The organism is Microbacterium fluminis (genome assembly GCF_051549805.1).
Classification (GTDB): domain Bacteria; phylum Actinomycetota; class Actinomycetes; order Actinomycetales; family Microbacteriaceae; genus Microbacterium.
In genome coordinates, this window is sequence record NZ_CP196042.1 from 664727 (window position 1) to 683152 (window position 18426).

An 18426-nucleotide genomic window follows, 5' to 3' on the forward strand; every position below is an offset into this window, starting at 1 on the left:
CGAGGCGGGTCGCCCGACCTCTCGCGCATGCTTTCCACAAGAGTTATTGTGCAATGGATGTTGCGGGGTTAGCGTGGAGGCATGAGCGAGCGTTCCCGCATCCATGTCACCGATCCGTCGGCGCTGCGCGCACTCGCTCACCCGCTGCGGCTGAGGCTGATCGGCATCCTCCGCACCGCCGGGCCGCAGTCGGTCGGTGCGCTCAGCGAACGCGTCGACGCGGCGCCGGGCTCGATCAGCTACCACCTGGGCACGCTCGAGAAGCACGGGTTCGTCGAGCAGGCGCCCGAGCTCGCCCGTGACGGGCGGGAGCGATGGTGGCGCGCGTCGGCCGATTCGACGACGTTCGACGCCGCCGAGCTGCAGGACGACCCCACCGCACGCGTCGCGGGACGTGCCATGCGCGCGGTGATCGTGCAGCGGTACGCCGCCGACCTGCTCGCCTACCTCGAGACGGAGGAGACCCTCGAACCCGAGTGGATCGCCGCCTCGACGACAGGCGACGACCACGCCTGGCTCACCGCCTCCGAGCTGCGCGAGATGAGCGACGAGCTCGTGGCGCTGGCCGAGCGCTGGCATGCGCGCGGCGACCGCACGAAGCCCGGCGCCCAGCTGAGCCGCATCGTCTACGCCGCGTACCGGCAGCCATGAGCATCTTCGCCGGCACCCGCCGGCGGGCGCCCCTCGTCGCCCTGCTCGCGGCGGACGGGATCTCCCGCACCGGCAACGCCGTCACGATCGTCGCCGTGCCGCTCATCGCGCTGCAGATCGCCGGTACGCCGCTGGCGACCGCCGCCGCGGGAGTCGCGGCGACCCTCCCCCTTATGATCGGCGGCCTCGTCGGCGGCATCGTCGTCGACCGGCTCGGGTTCCGCCGGGCGAGCATCCTCGCCGACGCCGCGAGCGGCCTCACGGTGCTGGCGATCCCCGTCCTGGCCGCGATGGACGCCCTACCGTTGTGGATGCTGTTGGTCCTGGTCTTCCTGTCGAATCTGCTCGATGCGCCCGGCAGCGCCGCCCGCAACAGCCAGCTGCCAGAGCTGACCGAGCTGGCCGACGCCGGTCTCCCCCGCGTCGTCGCCTGGCAGGCGACCGTGTCACGCACCGCGATCATGCTCGGCTCGGGTCTCGCCGGCCTGCTCGTGGCGACCGCGGGTGCGGCGACGGCAATGTACCTGACCGCGGGGTCGTTCGCCGTCGCGATCCTCTTCACCGTGCTGTTCGTCCCGCAGGTGGAGCTGGACGTGGACGAGGGCGAGCGGGCGACGGATGCCGGGTGGCGGGCTCTGACCGCCGGCATCCGCTTCGTCGTCCGCACCCCGCTGGTGGCCGCCGTCGTGGTGATGGTGTTCGTCACGAACGCGATCGACACCGCCGGGTTCACCGTGCTCAAGCCGCTGTACGCCGAGAGCCTGGGCAACGGCGGCGCCGAGCTAGGCATCATGATCGCGTGCACCGCGGGCGGAGCGCTCACCGGCGCTGCCCTGTACGGGTTCATCGGCGACCGCGTGCCCCGTCACGCGCTCTACGTCGTGCTGTTCCTCATCGCGGGCGTTCCGGTGTACCTCGCGATGGCCCTGAACCCGCCGTTTCCGGTGGTGGCCGCGATGCTCGTCGTCTCGGGGCTGGCCGCGGGTCCGATCAATCCGCTCATCGACTCCGCCCTCCTGCGCCTGATGCCGCCCGCGATCCGGGCGCGCGTGCTCGGCGCGATCACCGCCGGGGTCACTGCCGCGATGCCGCTCGGCAGCTTCCTGGCCGGCGTCGGCGTCACGGCCGTGGGCCTGACCGCGACGCTGGTCGCGGCATCCGTCCTCTATCTCGTCGCGATCCTGTCGACGTCGTTCGGCCGGCGCTGGCGCGGCTTCTGACCCGCTCCCTCCCCCGGCGAGCGCGAGGTCGGAGCAGGACGCGGTCCCCCGCGAACGGGCGCAACTCGCCGCGAACCTGCGTGAGCGCGCGGCGTGTTGCGACCGTTCGACAGCGGGGTGAGCTCAGCGCGCGGCCGCGAAAGGGTCGGCGATGCCGACGTAGCGCGTCTCGAGGTACTCCTCGATGCCCTCGAAACCGCCCTCCCGGCCGAGCCCGGACTGCTTCACGCCGCCGAAGGGCGCGGCGGGGTTGGACACGATGCCCGTGTTGAGGCCGAACATTCCCACCTCGAGCTCCTCGGCGAGCCGCAGGCCGCGATTGAGGTCCTTCGTGAAGGCGTAGGCGACCAGACCGAACTCGGTCGCGTTGGCCAGGGCGATCGCCTCGGCCTCATCGCGGAAGGCGACGATCGGCGCCACCGGCCCGAAGATCTCCTCGCCGAGGATGCGGGCGTCCGCCGGCACGTCGGCCAGCACCGTCGGCTGGTAGAAGTAGCCCGGTCCGTCGATGGCCGAGCCGCCGACCACCACGCGTGCCCCGTCCTCGATCGCCGAGGTCACCAGCTCGTGCACCTTGGTGCGGGTGGCCTCGTCGACGAGCGGTCCGATCTGCGCGCCCTCCTCCGTGCCGCGTGCGACCCGGTACCCGCCCACCCGTGCGGCCAGCCGTGTCGAGAACTCGTCCGCGACCGACTCGTGCACGAGGATGCGGTTGGCCGCGGTGCAGGCCTCACCCCCGTTGCGGAGCTTCGCCAGGAGCGCGCCCTCGACGGCCTGGTCGAGGTCCGCGTCGTCGAAGACGAGCAGCGGCGCGTTGCCGCCGAGCTCCATCGAGACGCGCAGCACCTGGTCGGCGGCGTCGGCGATGAGGCGGCGCCCGACCTCGGTCGACCCGGTGAACGAGAGCTTGCGCAGCCGCGCGTCCTTCACGAGCGGGCCGGTGACGCGACCCGCGGAGGTGGTCGGGATGACGTTGAGGACACCGGCCGGAAGCCCCGCCTCCTGCAGCACCTGCGCGAACAGCATCGCGGTGAGCGGCGTGAGCGCGGCGGGCTTGAGCACCATCGTGCAGCCGGCGGCGATCGCGGGGGCGATCTTGCGCGTGGCCATGGCGAGCGGGAAGTTCCACGGTGTGATGAACAGGCACGGTCCCACCGGCCGCTTCATCACGAGCAGGCGGGTCTTTCCGTCGGGGGCGGTGGCGAAGCGGCCCGAGATGCGCGCGGTCTCCTCCGAGAACCAGCGCAGGAACTCCGCGCCGTAGGCGACCTCGCCGCGCGCCTCGGCGAGCGGCTTGCCCATCTCGAGGGTCATCAGCAGCGCGAAGTCGTCGGCGCGGGCCGTCACGGCGTCGAACGCGCGTCGCAGGATCTCGGCCCGTTCGCGGGGGGCGGTGCGCGCCCACGACGCCTGGGCGGCGTGTGCAGCGGCGAGCGCCGCCTCGCCGTCCTCGACGGTCGCGTCGGCGATCCGCACGAGCTCCTCGCCGGTCGACGGGTCGATCACCGCGAAGGTGCCGCCGGTCGAGGCATCCCGCCACCGCCCGTCGATGAACAGGCCGCGCGGGATGCTGTCGATCAGCGTCCGTTCGGCGGTCTCGGTGATGACGCTCACAGCGCCTCCTTCAGAATGGCGACGACCTGGTCGGCCGTGGGCTGGATCGGGTTGTTGACGGTGACCGCGTCGGCGAGCGTGTCGGCGGCGAGGGAGTCGAGCGCCGCCTCGGTGACGCCGAACCGCGACAGGGGGCCTTCGAGACCGACGGATGCCGCGAGGTCGGTGATCGCGTCGATGGCGGCGTCCGCGTTCCGGGCGTCATCGGCGGCGGTGTCGCCGACCCCGAGGGCGAACGCCACGCGGGCGAGACGCTCCTCGCGCTCCGCACGGTTGAAGCGCAGCACCCCGCCGATGACGATCGCGAGGGCGAGTCCGTGGGGGATGTTGAACTGCCCGCCGAGAGGGTGGGCGATCCCGTGCACGAGTCCGAGCCCGGTGTGGGAGAACCCGACCCCGGCGACGTGCGAGGCGAGCAGCAGCTCGGCGCGCGCCTCGAGGTCGGACCCGTCGGCCACCGCCCGCGGCAGGTAGGTCGACACCGTCGCGATCACCTGCAGCGCGACACCGTCGGAGTACGGGTTGGCGCGCACCGAGAGGTAGGACTCCAGCGCGTGCGTGAGGGCGTCGAACCCGGTCGCGGCGGTCGCCGACGGCGGCAGCCCCACGGTCAGGTCGGGGTCGAGCACCGCCGCGCGGGCCAGCGCCGAGTCGTGCCCGACGTAGAACTTGCGGTGGCCCTCGACATCCGTGATCACGCCGAAGGCGTTCACCTCGGCACCGGTGCCCGCCGTGGTGGGGATGGCCACGATCGGCAGCGCCGGAGAGGCGAACGGCGTCGAATAGTCCAGCGCGATGCCGCGCTCCGGATTGACGGCGCCGAGGGATATGCCCTTCGCGGCATCCAACGACGATCCGCCGCCGACCGAGACGATGACGTCGGCGCCGACGGATGCCGCCAGGTCGCTGCCCTCGTCGAGATTGGTCGTCGTCGGGTTCGGGGTGACGCGGTCGTACTGGTGCACGGTGAGGCCCGCCGCCTCCAGCGACGCGCGCACCGCGCCGACCACCGGCGAGGAGCCCAGGAACGGGTCGGTCACGATGAGCACGGTCGACGCGCCCAGTCCGGCGACGATCGCGCCAGTCTCGGCCACACGGCCGCGGCCGAAGTACGCGATCGGCTTCGGGTCGAGCGTCAGCGCGATGTCGGAGAGCGGCGTGGGCAGGGCGGCGAGGCGGGTGCCGCTCACGCGGGCACCGCCGCATCCGCCGTGGTGCCGGCGCGCCGCAGCTCGGTGCGGGCCAGGTCCTCGTACAGCTTCACCGGCGTCATCTCTCCGGCGAGGTCGCCGTACTGCGCCTTCGCGCGGCGGTAGACCTGCTCGACCGTCGCGGACAGCTCGACCGGCACGTTCACCGAGCGGGCGAGGTCGATCGACAGGCCGAGGTCCTTGCAGGCCAGGGCGATCGCGAAGCCCTCGTCGTAGTCGCCGTGGTCGAGGATCGACAGCACGTCGTTCTCGAGGAAGTTCGAGTTGGCGGGGCTCGCGATGAGCGAGCGGCGCAGCACCTCCAGGTCGACGCCCGCCTTCACTCCGACCGCCAACACCTCGGCCGTGGCGACCAGGTGCGAGAACCACAGCTGGTTGATCATGAGCTTCACGGCGTAGCCCGCTCCGGCCGCGCCGACGTGGATGATCCGCTCCGGGTCGCCCATCGCCTCGAAGACCGGGCGCAGGCGCTCGACGTCCTCGGCCTCGCCGCCGACGAAGATCTGCAGCATCCCGTTCGCCGCCCCCACCGACATCCCGCTGACGGGCGCGTCGAGGATGCGGAGCCCGCGGTCGGCGTGGTCGCGGCGCACGGCGGCGGAAACATCCGGCACCGAGGTCGACATATCGATCCACGTGCCCTCGTCGCGGATGCCCGCGAGGATGCCCGTCGGGCCGTTCACCACCGCGTCGACGTGCCGAGGCGTGGGCAGCATCGTGATGACGAGGTCGCTCTGCGCGGCCACCTCCGCCGCGGTGTCGGCCCAGCGGGCGCCGCCGGCGATGAGCTCTGCCGCCGCCTCCCGGCGGATGTCGGTGACCACGAGCGGGAAGCCCGACTTCTGCAGGTTGCGGGTCATCCCCGATCCCATGTTGCCCAGGCCGATGAAGCCGACCGTCGGAACGGCGGCGGTGTTGTTGGTCATGTTCCTCTCCAGTGGGGTGCTCACAGCGAGCCGTCGCCCAGGTCGATCCAGGTGGTCTTGAGTGCGGTGTACGCGTCGAAGGCGTGCAGCGAGCGGTCGCGGCCGGAGCCGGACTGCTTGAATCCGCCGAACGGGGTGATGACGTCGGCGACGTCGAACGTGTTGATCCACACCGTGCCGGCGCGCAGGCGCTTGGCGACGTTGTGGGCGGTGGTGACGCTGCCGGTCCACACGCTCGCGGCCAGGCCGTACGCGGAGTCGTTCGCGACGCGCACGCCCTCCTCCGCCCCGCGCACGGTGGTCACTGCGAGAGCCGGTCCGAAGATCTCCTCCTGACCGATGCGCCCGGCGTTGTCGACGCCGTCGAAGATCGTCGGCTCGACGTAGAAGCCGTCCTCGAGCCCCGCCGGACGCACACGCCGCCCCCCGATGACGGTGGCGCCCTCGACGCGCGCGACGTCGACGTAGCCGAGCACCCTGTCGAGCTGCGTGGCGCTGGCGATCGTGCCCAGCTGCGTCGCGGCATCCAGCGGGTCGCCCTGCACGAGCGACCGGCCGACCTTGACGACCTCCTCGAGGAGGGCATCGTGCACGCGCTCGTCGACGATGAGCCGGCTGCCGCCGTGGCAGGTCTGACCGGCGTTGTAGAAGATGCCCCACGCGATCGCCGAGGCGGCCGCGGCCAGGTCGGGTGCGTCGGCCAGCACGAGCTGCGGCGACTTCCCGCCGAGCTCGAGCGCCACCTGCTTGCCGTTGGACTCACCGGCGTAGGTGAGGAACCCGCGACCGACGGCGGGCGACCCGGTGAAGGTCACCTTGTCGACGAGCGGATGCCGCCCCAGCGCCTGCCCCGCGACCCGCCCGAGTCCGGGCACCACGTTGAGCACGCCGTCGGGCAGCCCGGCCTCGGCGGCCAGCTCGGCGAGCTTGAGCGCGGACAGGCTGGTGAGCTCGGCGGGCTTGAGCACGACGGAGTTGCCCGTCGCGAGGGCGGGAGCGAGCTTCCACGACGAGATGATCAGCGGGTAGTTCCACGGCACGACCGCGCCGACCACGCCCAGCGGCTCGCGCGTCACGAGGGCGAGCGCGTTCTCCGGCGTGGGCGCGACTTCGTCCGAGACCTTGTCGAGAGCCTCCGCGTACCAGCGGAACACGCGGGCGGCGGTGGGCACGTCGACATTGCGCGCATCGGAGATCGGATGCCCCGAATCATGCGCCTCGAGGAGAGCGAGCTCATCGAGGTTCTCCAGCATCAGATCCGCGAGGCGGACCAGCACCCGCTGGCGCTCGCGGCGGTCGGCCCGCGACCACACGCCGGATTCGAACGCCCGGGCGGCCGCCCGCACCGCGGCATCCACGTCCGCCTCTCCCCCGGAGGAGATCTCGGCGATCACGGAGCCGTCGCGCGGGGCGATCGTCTCGAAGGAGGCGCCGTCCGCGGCGGGGCGGAAGGCCCCGTCGATGAACAGCCCGGTCTGGGGGGTGAGCGCGGCAGCGGCCGCGATCCAATCGGTCATGTCCTGCTTTCGAGACGAGGGAGGGGGTCAGGAGACGGTGTAGCGGGCGACGGCGTCGTGGTCGATCGTGACGCCGAGGCCGGGGGCGTCGGGCACGAGGAGGTCGCCGTGCGCGTCGATCATGAGCGGCTCCATGAAGAAGTCGCGACGCTCGGGCGTCCACCCCGGCGGGTCGTAGGGGAACTCGAGGTACGGCCCCGCGTCGACGCCGGCGGCGACGTGCAGGTTCGCGAGCAGACCGAGGCCGTTCGACCACGTGTGCGGCGTGAACGCGCGGTGGCGCAGGTTGGCCGACTCGGCCACCTGGCGGGCGCGGTGCATGCCCACGGCGAGGGCGACGTCGGGCTGGTAGATGTCGAAGGCGTCGGCCTCGATCAGCTGCATGATCTCGGGGAGGCTGCGCACCATCTCGCCCCCGGAGATCTGGATGCCGGTCTCGGCGCGCACCCGCTGGGCGCCGACGACGTCGACCTGCGGGAGCGGCTCCTCGAGCCACAGCACGCCCAGCTCGGCGAGCTCGGCCGCGACGCGCTGCACCTTGGCCAGCGGCAGCGCCGCTTCGATGTCGCCCGACATGCGCCACATCTGGTTGAGGTCGACCATCAGGTCGAAGTCGTCGCCCACCGCCTCACGGGCGGCGCGCACGGCGGCGATGCCCTCGCTGAGCCGGTCGCGGGCGATGCGGATCTTCATCGCACGGAAGCCCGCCGCGCGGGCGGCGAGCGCGGCATCCGCCCGCTCCTCCGGCGACTTCAGCTCGCCGCTGGAGGCATAGGCAGGCAGCCGGTCGCGCGCGCCACCGAACAGCACGCTCACGGGGAGCCCCGCGACCTGGCCGATGATGTCCCACAGCGCCGCCTCCAGCGGCCAGTACCGACCGCCGTGGAAGTTGATCGTCTCGATCCGTCGCACCTGGTTGAGGATCTGCAGCGGGTCGGTGCCGAGGAACAGCGACCGGTACGCGTCGAAGCCGTCCATCGTGTCGCCCGAGCCGTAGCCGGTGACGCCCTCGTCGGTGCGCACCGTGACCAGGGTCGCGGGGAAGTCGGTGCGGGGATTGGGGTCCCAGGCGGCGCGGAACGGAGGGTCGAGCGGGAGGTTCATCCTCGTCAGCTCGATCGCGGTGATCTTCATTCGTGTCAGACCTCAGGCGTGTAGAAGGGGTTCGACGGGGCCTCGCGCGCGGCGATCACGTCGGCGGTGGCGGGAAATCGCTGCGCGCCGTTCTCCAGCGCGGTGCGCGTGGCCGTGCGGTTGTTGCGGTAGATCTCGTCGGCATCGGTCGCGGCGGGGTTGACCCACACCGCGGCGATCACGACGTGGCTGTCGGCCTGCTCCGGGGTGATCACCCCGTCAGCCAGGGCGTCGGCGACACCGGCCGCGACGCCCGCTTGCGCCGGCCCCCAGATCAGCAGACCGTGCTCGTCGCCGTCCGGAGCGGACTTCGTCACGAACAGGGTCAGCGGCTTCACCGGCAGGGAGGGGCGCAGCACCGCGACGAACGGCACGTGACCCGCACTGGGGGTGGCCAGGGCGGTCGCCCACGCCACGCCCGCGGGACCCTCGCGGTCGCCGAACACGGTGTTGATGTGCGCGGCGTGCGCGCCCGCTCCGACGAAGCTCTCGCCGATCTGGAGGCCGGCAGACATCAGATGAGCCCCTGGTCCTTGAGCCAGGTGTTCGCGACGTCCTGCGGGTCCTCGCCGTCGACGTCGACCATCGCGTTCAGCGTCTGCATCTGCTCGGTGGTCAGCAGCGGCGCGACCTTGGCGATCACATCGGCGATCGCGGGGTACTTGTCGAGCGTGGCCTGCTTGAGCGTGAAGGCGCCCTGGTAGACGGGGAAGAACTGCTTGTCGTCCTGCATCACCACGAGATCGAGGGCCTTGATGCGCCCGTCGGTCTGGAACACCTCGCCGAAGTTGCAGTCGTCGCCCTTCTGGGTGGCGGTGTAGATGACGCCCGTGTCCAGGAGCGCCACGTTCGAGTCGGGCACGGTGATGCCGTACGCCGCCTTCAGTCCGGGCCAGCCGTCGTCGCGGGTCGAGAACTCGCTCTCGATGCAGAACGTCTGGTCGGCGGCGGGCAGCTTGGCCACGTCCGACAGGGTCTTCACACCCAGCTCGTCGGCCTTGGACTTGCGGATCGCGAACGCGTAGGTGTTGTTCAGCGGAGCCGGGTCGAGCCAGGCGATGCCCTTGGCGGCATCCGCCTTCTTGGTGGCGTCGAACTGCGCCTGCTCGCCCTTCACCGGCGTGGTGTTGCCATTGTAGGTCACCCATGAGGTGCCGGTGTACTCCCAGTAGCCGAGGAACTGGTCGGTCTCCAGCGCCTGGCGGACGTTGGCCGAGCCGACGAGCTTGGTGTTGGCCTTCACGTCGGCGCCGTGGGCGTTCAGGATGCCGGCGGTGATGTAGGCGAGGATGAACTGCTCGGAGAAGTCCTTCGCTCCGATGTCGCCGGTGAGGCCCTTCAGCTCGTCGCTCGAACCGGAGGCTGCGCCGCCTCCGCTCGCGCCGGAACAGCCCGACAGGGCCAGGACGCCCGCGGCGGCCAGCGCCAGGGCGGGGAGAAGCAGTCGTCGCTTCATGGTGTCTCCTTGGTGTGTGTTGCGGGTGGTACGGGTGTGGGGCGAGCACGGATGCCGGGGCGCGCCGCGTGCCGGAGGTCAGATGCCGCGCGGGGTGAGGATGTCCTCGGCCACCGCGGCGATCCAGTCGATGAGCAGGGCGATGCAGGCCACGAGGACGGCGCCGACCACCAGGACCGGGTAGCGCTGCAGCTTCAGGCCGTTGACGATCATGTCGCCGAGGCCGCCGGCGTTGATGAAGGTCGCGATCGTCGCGACACCGACGCAGAAGACGAGGGCGGTGCGGAGCCCGGCGAGGATGACGGGCACCGCGAGCGGCAGCTCGATGCGGTAGAGCACCTGCGACGGGGTCATGCCCATGCCCCGGGCCGACTCCTTGACGCTGCCGTCGACCTGCTCGATGCCGATCATGGTGTTGCGCAGCACGGGGAGGAACGCGTAGATGACGAGCGCGACGAGGGCGGTGGTGTATCCCGTCTGCCACACGATGGCCAGCAGGATGACCACACCGACCGCCGGGGTGGCCTGCCCGATGTTCGCGATCGCGAGCACGATTCCGCGCACCGCCTTGGACGGTGTCTTGGCCAGTGCGATGCCGATCGGGATGGCGAGGATCGCGATGAGGGCGGAGGCGACGAACGTGAGGCTGAGGTGCTCGCCGATGCGCAGCGTCAGATAGCCCCAGTTCAGGGTGCGCTGCTCGATGGAGTCGAGTTCGAGCGTCGAGACCCACCACAGCAGCAGGAGCAGGATGACCACGACCACGATCGGGGTGGTGAACCGCTTCAGCGTGAAGATGCGACGCTTCACGACCGGGACGGAGCTGCGCGCCGCCGCGATCGTCTGCGTCTCGGTCGTGACGATGGTCATCACGCACCCGCCGCCCGCGTGTCCGGTGCGGTCACGCCCGGGATGTCGGCGCCGAGGACGTCGGAGATGCGCTCCACCGTGAGGGAGCCCACCGCTCGTCCGCCCGCGTCGATCACGTCGATCGACGGAACCCCGAGGAGCACGAGCGTGTCGAGCGCATCGCGCAGCGTGGCATCCGCCCGCACCGTCGCGAGGCCCGACGTGCCCTGCGCCGCGGCGAGCCGCGCCTCCGACACCGGGATGAGTGCGAGGCGCTTGAGCGCGGCGCCGTGCCCGATGAAGGAGCGGACGTAGTCGTTCGCCGGCGCCGCGAGGATGTTCGCCGGGGTGTCGAACTGCTCGATCTGGCTGCGCTCGGAGAGCACCGCGATGCGATCGCCGAGCTTGATCGCCTCGTCGAAGTCGTGCGTGACGAAGATGATCGTCTTGCCGATCGATTCCTGCAGGCGCAGGAACTCCGCCTGCAGTTTCTCGCGGGTGATCGGGTCGGTCGCGCCGAAGGGCTCGTCCATGAGCATGACCGGGGGGTCTGCGGCGAGCGCCCGCGCGACACCGACACGCTGCTGCTGGCCGCCGGAGAGCTGCTTGGGGTAGCGGGACCCGAAGGTGGCGGCATCCAGCTGCACCGTCTCGATCAGCTCGTCGACGCGGTCGGCCGTCTTCTGCTTGTTCCAGCCGAGCAAGCGCGGGACGACGGCGATGTTCTCGGCGATCGTCATGTGCGGGAAGAGGCCGATCTGCTGGATCACGTAGCCGATGTGGCGACGCAGCTCGTTCGGGTTGAGCGAGAGCACGTCGCGTCCGTCGATGGCGATCGACCCGGAGCTCGGCTCGATGATGCGGTTGATCATCTTCATCGTCGTGGTCTTGCCACAGCCCGATGGTCCGACGAACATGATGAGCTCGCCCGGCTGGACGCTCATCGAGAAGTCGTCGACGGCGGGCGCCTCGGTGCCCGGGTAGACCTTGGTGACGTGGTCGAGCGTGATACCCACGCCGCTGGTGTTGCGCGCGATCGCCGCGACGCCGGTGGCGGTTGATTCAGACACGGAGCCCCCTCGAGGTGGTCAGTCGGGTGATGAGCACGAACAAGCCGTCGATGACGAGGGCCAGGATGATGACGCCCAGCGTGCCGGTGAGGGCGAAGTTGAGGGCGTTCTTGGACCCCAGGGACGACAGCCCCTGGAAGATGAACTGGCCGAGTCCGGGCCCGGCGACGTAGGCGGCGATCGCCGCGATGCCGATCGTCAGCTGGGCGGCGACCCGGACGCCGGTGAGGATGATGGGCCATGCGATCGGCAGCTGGATCGACACGAGGATCTTCGTGGGCGACATCCCCATCCCCTTGGCCGACTCCATGATCGCCGGCGACACCTCGCGCAGGCCCACCACGGTGTTGCGCACGATCGGCAGCAGCGAGTAGAAGACCAGGGAGAACACCGTCGGGGTCCAGCCGAGGCCGAACACCGGGGTGAGCAGCGCGAGCAGGGCGAGCGACGGGATCGTCAGCGCGACGCCGGCGGCGGCGATCGTGAGCGAGCGCGGGACCGGGCGGTTCCACACGAGGATGCCGATCAGCACCCCGACCACGGTCGCGATCAGCACGCTGAGGGCGACGACCGCGAGGTGCTGGAGGACCAGGTCGAGGATGTCGTCCGCACGCCTGCCCCAGAAGGTGAGGAGGCCGCCGAAATCGAAATCGGTCACGTCCGCACTCCTCTCTCCTCATCGAGATCCGCCGACGGGTTCGGCGGGGTGTGTCACGACAGTACGAGTGCGGTGTCGATATGCGCAACCCCAGTTGTTGAAATGGCAACTCAAGGCGTAGGGTGCCGTCATGGACGAGACCATCCCCGCGCGGTCGACGGCCCCGCGCCGCAACTCGGCAGGCCTGCGGCGCGACCTCGAGCTGCTCGACGTGCTCGCGCGCGACGAGGCGCGCACCACCCCCGGCGGCCTCGGCGTCGTGCGCATCGCCGAGCTGGTCGGCCGGGACAAGGGTCAGGTGTCGCGCACGCTCGCCACCCTCGCCGAGGCCGGGCTGGTCAGCCGCGATCCGCAGAGCCTGGGGTACAGCCTCGGCTACCAGCTGTACGCGCTCGCGGCGCGCACGCTCGAAGCGCGCCTCGTGCGCGAGGCATCCCCGTACCTGCGTCGACTGGTGAGCGCGACGCACGAGACGACCCACCTGTGCGTGCTGCGCGGGGGCAACGTGCTGACGCTGTCGAGCGAGCTCAGCGAGTACCACTTCCGCGGTCTCGGGTGGCAGGGGGTGTCGACCGCCGCGTGGCGCACCTCGTCGGGACGGGTGCTGGTGAGCGGGTGGTCCGACGAGGAGCTGCGCGAGTGGTACCACCTGCACGGGCACGACGAGCCCGTCATCCCCTCCTCGCCGCTGGCCGAACGGGAGTCGGCAGCGCTGCCGGCGGTGCCGCCCGGCACGCTGCTCATCACCGACGAGGAGAGCCTGCTCGTCGAGATCGGGCGCATCCGCGCACGCGGCTACGCCACCGTCGACGAGGAGTTCGAGACCGGCGTGGTCGGTGTCTCGGCACCAGTGCACGACACCCACGGACAGATCGTGGCCGCGATCAACATCAGTGCCCCGAAGGGCCGGCTCGGCGACCACCTCGACGAGGCGGGGCGCCTCACGGCGCGCGTCGCGCGCGACCTCTCGGCGCGTCTCGCCTCCGGGCGCTGACGTCCGCCGGGCTCACGACAATGGTCAGGTGACGGCGAGGCGCTTCTGCTCGGCCTCGACGTCGAAGTCGGCCGCCGGCCACTGCGGGTCGATGCGCTCGAGCGTCTCCAGCAGCAGGGTCTGCACTGCGAGCCGGGCGTACCACTTCCGGTCGGCGGGCACGACGTACCAGGGAGCGACCTCGGTCGACGTGCGCTCGAACACGGTCTGGTAGGCATCCATGTACTGCGGCCACAGCGCCCGCTCGTCGACGTCGCCCGGGTTGTACTTCCAGTACTTGTCGGGACGTTCGAGCCGCTCCATGAGCCGATCGCGCTGCTCGTCGTACGAGATGTGCAGCATCACCTTGATCACCCGGGTGCCGCTGTCGACCAGACGCGCCTCGAAGTCGTTGATCGCGCCGTAGCGGCGCTCGATCTCGTCCGCCGGGGCGAGGGAGCGCACCCGGCCGACGAGCACGTCCTCGTAGTGGGACCGGTCGAAGACCCCGATCATCCCGGGGGCGGGGACGCGCTTCTCGATGCGCCACAGGAAGTCGTGGGCGAGCTCCTCGGGCGTCGGCTTCTTGAACGAGGCGATCGATACCCCCTGCGGATCGACGGCGCCCACCACGTGCCGCACGATGCCGCCCTTGCCGGCCGAGTCCATCGCCTGCAGCACGAGCAGCACCCGGTCGGGCGCGTCGGTCGTGCGGCTGCGCGCGAACAGCCGCTCCTGGTACTGGTCGAGCTGCGCGAGCCCCGAGGCGAGGTCGTCCTGCCCGCGGGATTTCGACCCGGGATGCCCCGGGGTCGAGGAGGGATCGAGATCCGACAGGACGAATCCCGGACCTGCGCGAAGGACGTCGAGGGCGTCGGCGCCCCAGTGATGCTGGCTCTTGGCGGTCATCCCGCCATCATGGCGGATGCCGGGGGGCCGAGGCATCCCCTCTCGGAGGCGATCAGCGCTCGAGGGGGACCTCGATGAGCTGACGGCCGCCGACGGGCGCGGTGAGCGCCTGGTCGAGCGCGGTGCGCGTGGTCACGCGCCGGTACTCCCACCCGTAGGCGAGGGCGAGGTGCTCGAGGCGGGCGGTGTGCGGGGTGTAGAGCATCCGCCGCATCGCCTCGGCAGAGGCTGTGCCGGCCACCTCGAGGGTGTCGAAGATCGTGCCGCCGCCGTCGTTGCCGACGATCACCTGCACGCGCGGTTCGTCCTCGTCGGGCGGCAGGAGCAGTGCGCCGACGTCGTGGAGCAGGGCGAGATCGCCGAGCACGAGCCGGGTGAGCCCCGCGCCGCCGGACTGCTGGCTGGCCAGCGCCACCCCGGTCGCGGTGGCGACCGTGCCGTCGATGCCGGCCAGGCCCCGATTCGCGTGCACCGGGATCTTCTTCCCGCCGACGACCTCGTCGGCCACGCGCACGAGCCGCGACGAGCCGAACACCAGCCGGTCGTGCGGCCACGTCGCCCGCCACACCGCGTCCACGAGCGCGGCGCGGTCCAGCGGCGCACGGATGACGGCGAGCTCGGCGGCGAGCGCGGGCAGTCGCTCGCTCGGCACCGCGGAGGCGAGCCCGTCGGCGTCGGGGGCCGGGGGCGCGAGATCGACGGATGCCTCGCGCGACGCGCGCATCCACTCCCCCAGCCATTCCCGGTCGCCCTCGCCGGTCGCCACCGCCACCGTGTCGAGCGCGGTGGTCGCGCCGTTGAGGTTGAGGGGCTCGCCCGGTCCGCGGAGGGCGAAGACGGCCACGTCCGGGTCGGACAGGAGCCGCGTGACCTCGCGGCTGAGCGTGGGGTGGCCGAGCACGACGGCGCGCTCGATGCGACCGCCGAGGGCCGGGTCGCGCAGCAGCGCGCGGTAGCCGTGCACGAGCTGCCGCCCGAACCGCGCGCCGCTCACCACCTCCGCGATCAGCGGCCATCCGCCGGCGTGCGCGAGGGCCTCGGCGTCGGGGCCGGCGCCCTCTCCGGCGATGACGACGGTGCGGGAGCCGTGGGCCAGCACGAACGGCGCGTCCTCGGGCTCCGGCGCGACGTCGGCCTCGCCGATGCCGCCGCCTCCCTGGTACAGGGCACCGGATGCCTCGACCTCGCCCTCGGTCGCGTCGGCGACGGCCTCCGCGTTCGTCGATGCAGCGGGTGCGGCATCCGGCACCGTCGCCGCGCTTCCCAGCCACGACGGCAGCTCGCCCGCGAGCGGCTCGCGGTACGGGGCGTTCAGGTGCACCGGCCCCGCCGACCGCGCTCCCTCGCCGAGCGCGGCAGCGACCGCCTGTGCGGCGACCGCCCGCAGCACCGCGGTCTGCTCGGCGTCGCCCACCGCGTCGGTCTGCGCGGGAACCGGCAGGTCCGCCTCGAAGCGCACACTGGGGGCGAACAGCCCGGGCTGCCGGGTGGTCTGGTTCGCGCCGACCCCGCGCAGCTCGGGCGGACGGTCGGCGGTCAGCAGCACGAGCGGCACACCGGCGTGGTGCGCCTCGAGCGCCGCGGGCAGCAGGTTCGCCACGGCGGTGCCCGAGGTGCAGACCACGACCGCAGGCATCCGCGATTCGCGGGCGATGCCGAGCGCCGTGAACCCGGCGACGCGCTCGTCGATGCGCACGTGCACGCGCACGATCCCGCGGCGTTCGAGCTCGGCGACGACGAGCGCGAGCGCCTGCGAGCGCGAGCCGGGACTCACCACGACGTGCCGCACACCGGCTGCGACGAGTCCGCTCAGCAGCGCCGCCGCGGCATCGGTCGCGGGTGCGGCGAGCGCTCGCGGGTCGGACTCCGGCGGGTGACGGGGGAGATCGGATGCCACGGCTCAGCCGACGGCGCCGCGGGTTCCGCGACCGTCGTCGTCACCCTTCTCGGGGCTGTCGGCGCGGGCGGGCGGCTCGGGCGGGGTCGGCTTCTGGCCGTCGGGGGTCCAGCGCGGGTCGTCGCCTTCGGCGTCGAGCTGAGCGAGCTCTTCTTCGAGACGGCGGATGCGCTCGTCCTGGTCGCTGATCGACCCGATGCGCCCGAGGAACTCGGGGTCGTCGTCGGGCGCGCGACGTTCGGCGACCTGCGAAGCCCGCATACGGCCGACGGTGAGCCACAGGATGCCGCCCAGCACGGGGATCAGCACCACGATGGCCACCCAGGCCGCCTTGCTCACGCCGCGGTGGCGGGTCGCGGGCTGCACGGCGCAGTCGACGACGGTGTAGACCCAGAAGACGGTCGCCACCAGCGCGATGATGAGCAGTACGCGGGCCACGCCCCCATCCTAGGCGCGGCGCGGGAAGGCGGCCCGGGCCGAGGCCGAACTGTGAGCGAGCACCCAGGCGGCGCGGAGCTGCCGACGTAGGATGAGGAGGTGAAGCTTCCTCCCGTGCTCGTCTACACGGTGCTGCGGCTGCTCGCGTTCCTCGTGCCGTTCGGCGTGCTCCTGCTGTTCCCGATCTTCCGGGAGCTCTACTGGCTGGCCGCGGTCTTCGCCGCCCTCATCGGGCTGAGCGTGTCGATCCTGTTCCTGCGCCGCCCGCTGGCGGCCGTCTCGGAGCGGGTGGCGACGCGACGCACGCCGCGGGTGTCGGCCGACACCGAGGCCGAGGATGCCATCGCCGACGCGATCACGCCCGATCCGGCATCCTCCGACCGCTGAGCTTCTCGCCGAGAGGATGCCGGGGCCACCGGCATCCGTCGCGGGTCAGCCGATGAAGGCCCAGAACAGGAACGCGCCGTAGGCGACCGAGGCGAACGACGTCAGGGCGAGCGCGACGACGAGTTCGCGGGGCGCGCGGTAGGTCCAGACGATGAGGATCGCCGGCAGCACGAGCAGCAGCACGAGCAGAGCGAGCCACGCGGGAGGGTAGAACAGCGCGAGGAACGCCGAGATCACGAACGGCACGATCATGAACAGCGTGAACAGCACCTGGGTCGCCCGACGCCCGATCCGCACGGTGAGGGTGCGCTTCCCGGCGAGGCGGTCCTGGTCGATGTCGCGGAGGTTGTTGGCCAGCAGCACGGCGCAGGCGAACAGTCCGATCGCGACCGCGCCGAACCACGCCTCCTGCGGCAGCGACTGCACCTGCACCCACGTCGTGCCCAGAGTGGCGACGAGGCCGAAGAAGACGAACACGAACAGCTCGCCGAAGCCGGCGTAGCCGTACGGCCGCTTGCCGCCGGTGTAGAACCAGGCCGCGACGAGGCACAGCGCGCCCACGGCCAGGAACCACCACTGCTGCGTGCGGATCGTGAGGGCGAGGCCCGTCACCGCCGCGATCCCGAAGAACACCAGCGCCACCGTCAGCACCGCGCGCGGCGTGGCCCTGCGTGACGCGGTGAGCCGCGCCGGCCCCACGCGCACGTCGTCGGTGCCGCGGATGCCGTCGCTGTAGTCGTTGGCGTAGTTGACGCCGATCTGCAGGCTCACCGACACCACGAGGCACAGCAGCGCGAGCACCCAGTGGAACTGGATGTCGACCAGCCGCGCGGCGCCGGTCCCGACGAGCACCGGCGCGATCGCGAGCGGCAGGGTGCGCAGGCGCGCGGCGCCCACCCAGTCGCCGAGGCGCGCCTTCTCGACGCGGCGGGGATCGCGGGACTGATGCGTCCTCTGCGGGTTGCCGCGCGGGGACGACTTCTTCGCGGGGGGGCGCTTGCGCTTCTTGCTCGGGGTTCCTGCCACGAAGGGTCATCCTAGACGGGGGTGCGATGAGGCATCCGTCGCCGCCCTGGCCGATGTCCGTCGCCGGTGGAACACTGGCCGCATGCTCGAGATCGGCACGACGGTGCTCACCGTCGAGGACATGGACAGGGCCGGCGACTTCTGGCGTGCCGCGCTCGGCTACGTGAACCGGCGCGAGCCGAGCGACGACTGGGTCATCCTCGATCCGGCCGCAGGCAAGGGAGCGGCGCCGTCGATCGCCCTGTCCAAGACCGGCTACCCGCAGCACTACCCGCCGCGCCTGCACCTCGACGTCTACGCGTCCGACCAGGCCGCAGAATGCGCGCGACTGCGCCGCCTCGGCGCGCGCGACGTCGATTGGGACGGCTATCCGCCCGACGCCGACTTCGTGGTGATGGAAGACACCGAGGGCAACCGGTTCTGCGTCGTCGAGGCCCCCGACTGGTTCGAGCCGGGCGGGCGCGAGCGGCGCACCTGAGGCGCACCTGGA

Annotated in this window: 19 protein-coding genes; 5 read left to right on the forward strand and 14 right to left on the reverse strand. The window is 71.7% G+C overall.

The window, feature by feature from the left end:
- Positions 1–81: 81 nt before the first annotated feature.
- Positions 82–651 carry an ArsR/SmtB family transcription factor gene (locus ACSJDX_RS03140; RefSeq protein WP_438354129.1) on the forward strand — a complete coding sequence of 190 codons (570 nt, stop codon included), beginning with the start codon at positions 82–84 and terminating at the stop codon, positions 649–651.
- Positions 648–1871: an MFS transporter gene (locus tag ACSJDX_RS03145; RefSeq protein WP_438354130.1), complete on the forward strand. Its 1224-nt coding sequence runs from the start codon at positions 648–650 to the stop codon at positions 1869–1871. Before ACSJDX_RS03140 ends, ACSJDX_RS03145 begins: the two co-directional genes overlap by 4 nt.
- 123 nt (positions 1872–1994) lie before the next feature.
- Here the strand turns inward: ACSJDX_RS03145 and ACSJDX_RS03150 are convergent, their stop codons facing one another.
- The 10 genes from ACSJDX_RS03150 to ACSJDX_RS03195 all read right to left on the reverse strand — a co-directional run bounded on the left by ACSJDX_RS03150 (position 1995) and on the right by ACSJDX_RS03195 (position 12306).
- Positions 1995–3485 (reverse strand): NAD-dependent succinate-semialdehyde dehydrogenase, encoded by a 1491-nt coding sequence (locus ACSJDX_RS03150; protein WP_438354131.1) that lies wholly within the window; start codon positions 3483–3485, stop codon positions 1995–1997.
- Positions 3482–4675: an iron-containing alcohol dehydrogenase family protein gene (locus tag ACSJDX_RS03155; RefSeq protein WP_438354132.1), complete on the reverse strand. Its 1194-nt coding sequence runs from the start codon at positions 4673–4675 to the stop codon at positions 3482–3484. The genes ACSJDX_RS03150 and ACSJDX_RS03155 overlap by 4 nt, the downstream gene beginning before the upstream one ends.
- Positions 4672–5622: an NAD(P)-dependent oxidoreductase gene (locus ACSJDX_RS03160; RefSeq protein ID WP_438354133.1), complete on the reverse strand. Its 951-nt coding sequence runs from the start codon at positions 5620–5622 to the stop codon at positions 4672–4674. The genes ACSJDX_RS03155 and ACSJDX_RS03160 overlap by 4 nt, the downstream gene beginning before the upstream one ends.
- Positions 5623–5642: 20 nt before the next feature.
- Positions 5643–7139, reverse strand: a complete 1497-nt coding sequence (locus tag ACSJDX_RS03165) for an aldehyde dehydrogenase (RefSeq protein WP_438354134.1) — start codon at positions 7137–7139, stop codon at positions 5643–5645.
- 27 nt (positions 7140–7166) lie between these two features.
- Positions 7167–8273 carry a mandelate racemase/muconate lactonizing enzyme family protein gene (locus tag ACSJDX_RS03170; RefSeq protein ID WP_438354135.1) on the reverse strand — a complete coding sequence of 369 codons (1107 nt, stop codon included), beginning with the start codon at positions 8271–8273 and terminating at the stop codon, positions 7167–7169.
- Between the two features lie 5 nt (positions 8274–8278).
- Positions 8279–8788, reverse strand: a complete 510-nt coding sequence (gene fae / locus ACSJDX_RS03175) for a formaldehyde-activating enzyme (protein WP_438354136.1) — start codon at positions 8786–8788, stop codon at positions 8279–8281.
- Entirely contained in the window at positions 8788–9729 is a 942-nt protein-coding gene (locus tag ACSJDX_RS03180) for a glycine betaine ABC transporter substrate-binding protein (RefSeq protein WP_438354137.1), read from the reverse strand. The genes fae and ACSJDX_RS03180 overlap by 1 nt, the downstream gene beginning before the upstream one ends.
- A gap of 78 nt (positions 9730–9807) precedes the next feature.
- Positions 9808–10599: an ABC transporter permease gene (locus ACSJDX_RS03185; RefSeq protein ID WP_438354138.1), complete on the reverse strand. Its 792-nt coding sequence runs from the start codon at positions 10597–10599 to the stop codon at positions 9808–9810.
- The gene (locus ACSJDX_RS03190) at positions 10599–11648 is read right to left on the reverse strand and encodes an ABC transporter ATP-binding protein (RefSeq protein ID WP_438354139.1); all 1050 of its coding nucleotides are present in this window, start codon (positions 11646–11648) and stop codon (positions 10599–10601) included. Before ACSJDX_RS03190 ends, ACSJDX_RS03185 begins: the two co-directional genes overlap by 1 nt.
- Positions 11641–12306 (reverse strand): ABC transporter permease, encoded by a 666-nt coding sequence (locus ACSJDX_RS03195; RefSeq protein WP_438354140.1) that lies wholly within the window; start codon positions 12304–12306, stop codon positions 11641–11643. Before ACSJDX_RS03195 ends, ACSJDX_RS03190 begins: the two co-directional genes overlap by 8 nt.
- A 130-nt stretch (positions 12307–12436) precedes the next feature.
- Here ACSJDX_RS03195 and ACSJDX_RS03200 point away from each other — a divergent pair, with 130 nt between their 5' ends.
- The gene (locus ACSJDX_RS03200) at positions 12437–13300 is read left to right on the forward strand and encodes an IclR family transcriptional regulator (protein WP_438354141.1); all 864 of its coding nucleotides are present in this window, start codon (positions 12437–12439) and stop codon (positions 13298–13300) included.
- 24 nt (positions 13301–13324) lie between these two features.
- On the opposite strand, the gene ACSJDX_RS03205 is transcribed toward ACSJDX_RS03200, so the two are convergent.
- From ACSJDX_RS03205 to ACSJDX_RS03215, 3 genes are read right to left on the reverse strand one after another with little or no spacing between them, the layout of a single operon-like run.
- Entirely contained in the window at positions 13325–14188 is an 864-nt protein-coding gene (locus tag ACSJDX_RS03205) for a polyphosphate kinase 2 family protein (protein ID WP_438354142.1), read from the reverse strand.
- 52 nt (positions 14189–14240) lie between these two features.
- Positions 14241–16085: a 2-succinyl-5-enolpyruvyl-6-hydroxy-3-cyclohexene-1-carboxylic-acid synthase gene (gene menD / locus ACSJDX_RS03210; RefSeq protein ID WP_438354143.1), complete on the reverse strand. Its 1845-nt coding sequence runs from the start codon at positions 16083–16085 to the stop codon at positions 14241–14243.
- 3 nt (positions 16086–16088) lie between these two features.
- Positions 16089–16523 carry a PLD nuclease N-terminal domain-containing protein gene (locus ACSJDX_RS03215; protein WP_438354144.1) on the reverse strand — a complete coding sequence of 145 codons (435 nt, stop codon included), beginning with the start codon at positions 16521–16523 and terminating at the stop codon, positions 16089–16091.
- A 99-nt stretch (positions 16524–16622) separates the two neighbouring features.
- On the opposite strand from ACSJDX_RS03215, the gene ACSJDX_RS03220 reads away from it, so the two are divergent.
- Positions 16623–16910, forward strand: coding sequence for a DUF4229 domain-containing protein (locus tag ACSJDX_RS03220; protein ID WP_438354145.1), 288 nt, complete (start codon positions 16623–16625; stop codon positions 16908–16910).
- A gap of 45 nt (positions 16911–16955) precedes the next feature.
- Here the strand turns inward: ACSJDX_RS03220 and ACSJDX_RS03225 are convergent, their stop codons facing one another.
- The gene (locus tag ACSJDX_RS03225) at positions 16956–17936 is read right to left on the reverse strand and encodes a 1,4-dihydroxy-2-naphthoate polyprenyltransferase (protein WP_438354146.1); all 981 of its coding nucleotides are present in this window, start codon (positions 17934–17936) and stop codon (positions 16956–16958) included.
- 82 nt (positions 17937–18018) lie between these two features.
- Here ACSJDX_RS03225 and ACSJDX_RS03230 point away from each other — a divergent pair, with 82 nt between their 5' ends.
- Positions 18019–18414 (forward strand): VOC family protein, encoded by a 396-nt coding sequence (locus tag ACSJDX_RS03230; RefSeq protein WP_438354147.1) that lies wholly within the window; start codon positions 18019–18021, stop codon positions 18412–18414.
- The last annotated feature ends 12 nt before the right edge of the window (positions 18415–18426 follow it).

Excerpts from the sequence above, each read along its gene's own strand:
- ACSJDX_RS03140 (WP_438354129.1), top strand. The coding sequence starts at position 82 with ATGAGCGAGCGTTCCCGCATCCATGTCACCGATCCGTCGGCGCTGCGC.
- ACSJDX_RS03145 (WP_438354130.1), top strand. The coding sequence starts at position 648 with ATGAGCATCTTCGCCGGCACCCGCCGGCGGGCGCCCCTCGTCGCCCTG.
- ACSJDX_RS03160 (WP_438354133.1), bottom strand. The coding sequence starts at position 5,622 with ATGACCAACAACACCGCCGCCGTTCCGACGGTCGGCTTCATCGGCCTG.
- ACSJDX_RS03165 (WP_438354134.1), bottom strand. The coding sequence starts at position 7,139 with ATGACCGATTGGATCGCGGCCGCTGCCGCGCTCACCCCCCAGACCGGG.
- ACSJDX_RS03170 (WP_438354135.1), bottom strand. The coding sequence starts at position 8,273 with ATGAAGATCACCGCGATCGAGCTGACGAGGATGAACCTCCCGCTCGAC.
- fae (WP_438354136.1), bottom strand. The coding sequence starts at position 8,788 with ATGTCTGCCGGCCTCCAGATCGGCGAGAGCTTCGTCGGAGCGGGCGCG.
- ACSJDX_RS03180 (WP_438354137.1), bottom strand. The coding sequence starts at position 9,729 with ATGAAGCGACGACTGCTTCTCCCCGCCCTGGCGCTGGCCGCCGCGGGC.
- ACSJDX_RS03185 (WP_438354138.1), bottom strand. The coding sequence starts at position 10,599 with ATGACCATCGTCACGACCGAGACGCAGACGATCGCGGCGGCGCGCAGC.
- ACSJDX_RS03200 (WP_438354141.1), top strand. The coding sequence starts at position 12,437 with ATGGACGAGACCATCCCCGCGCGGTCGACGGCCCCGCGCCGCAACTCG.
- ACSJDX_RS03205 (WP_438354142.1), bottom strand. The coding sequence starts at position 14,188 with ATGACCGCCAAGAGCCAGCATCACTGGGGCGCCGACGCCCTCGACGTC.
- ACSJDX_RS03230 (WP_438354147.1), top strand. The coding sequence starts at position 18,019 with ATGCTCGAGATCGGCACGACGGTGCTCACCGTCGAGGACATGGACAGG.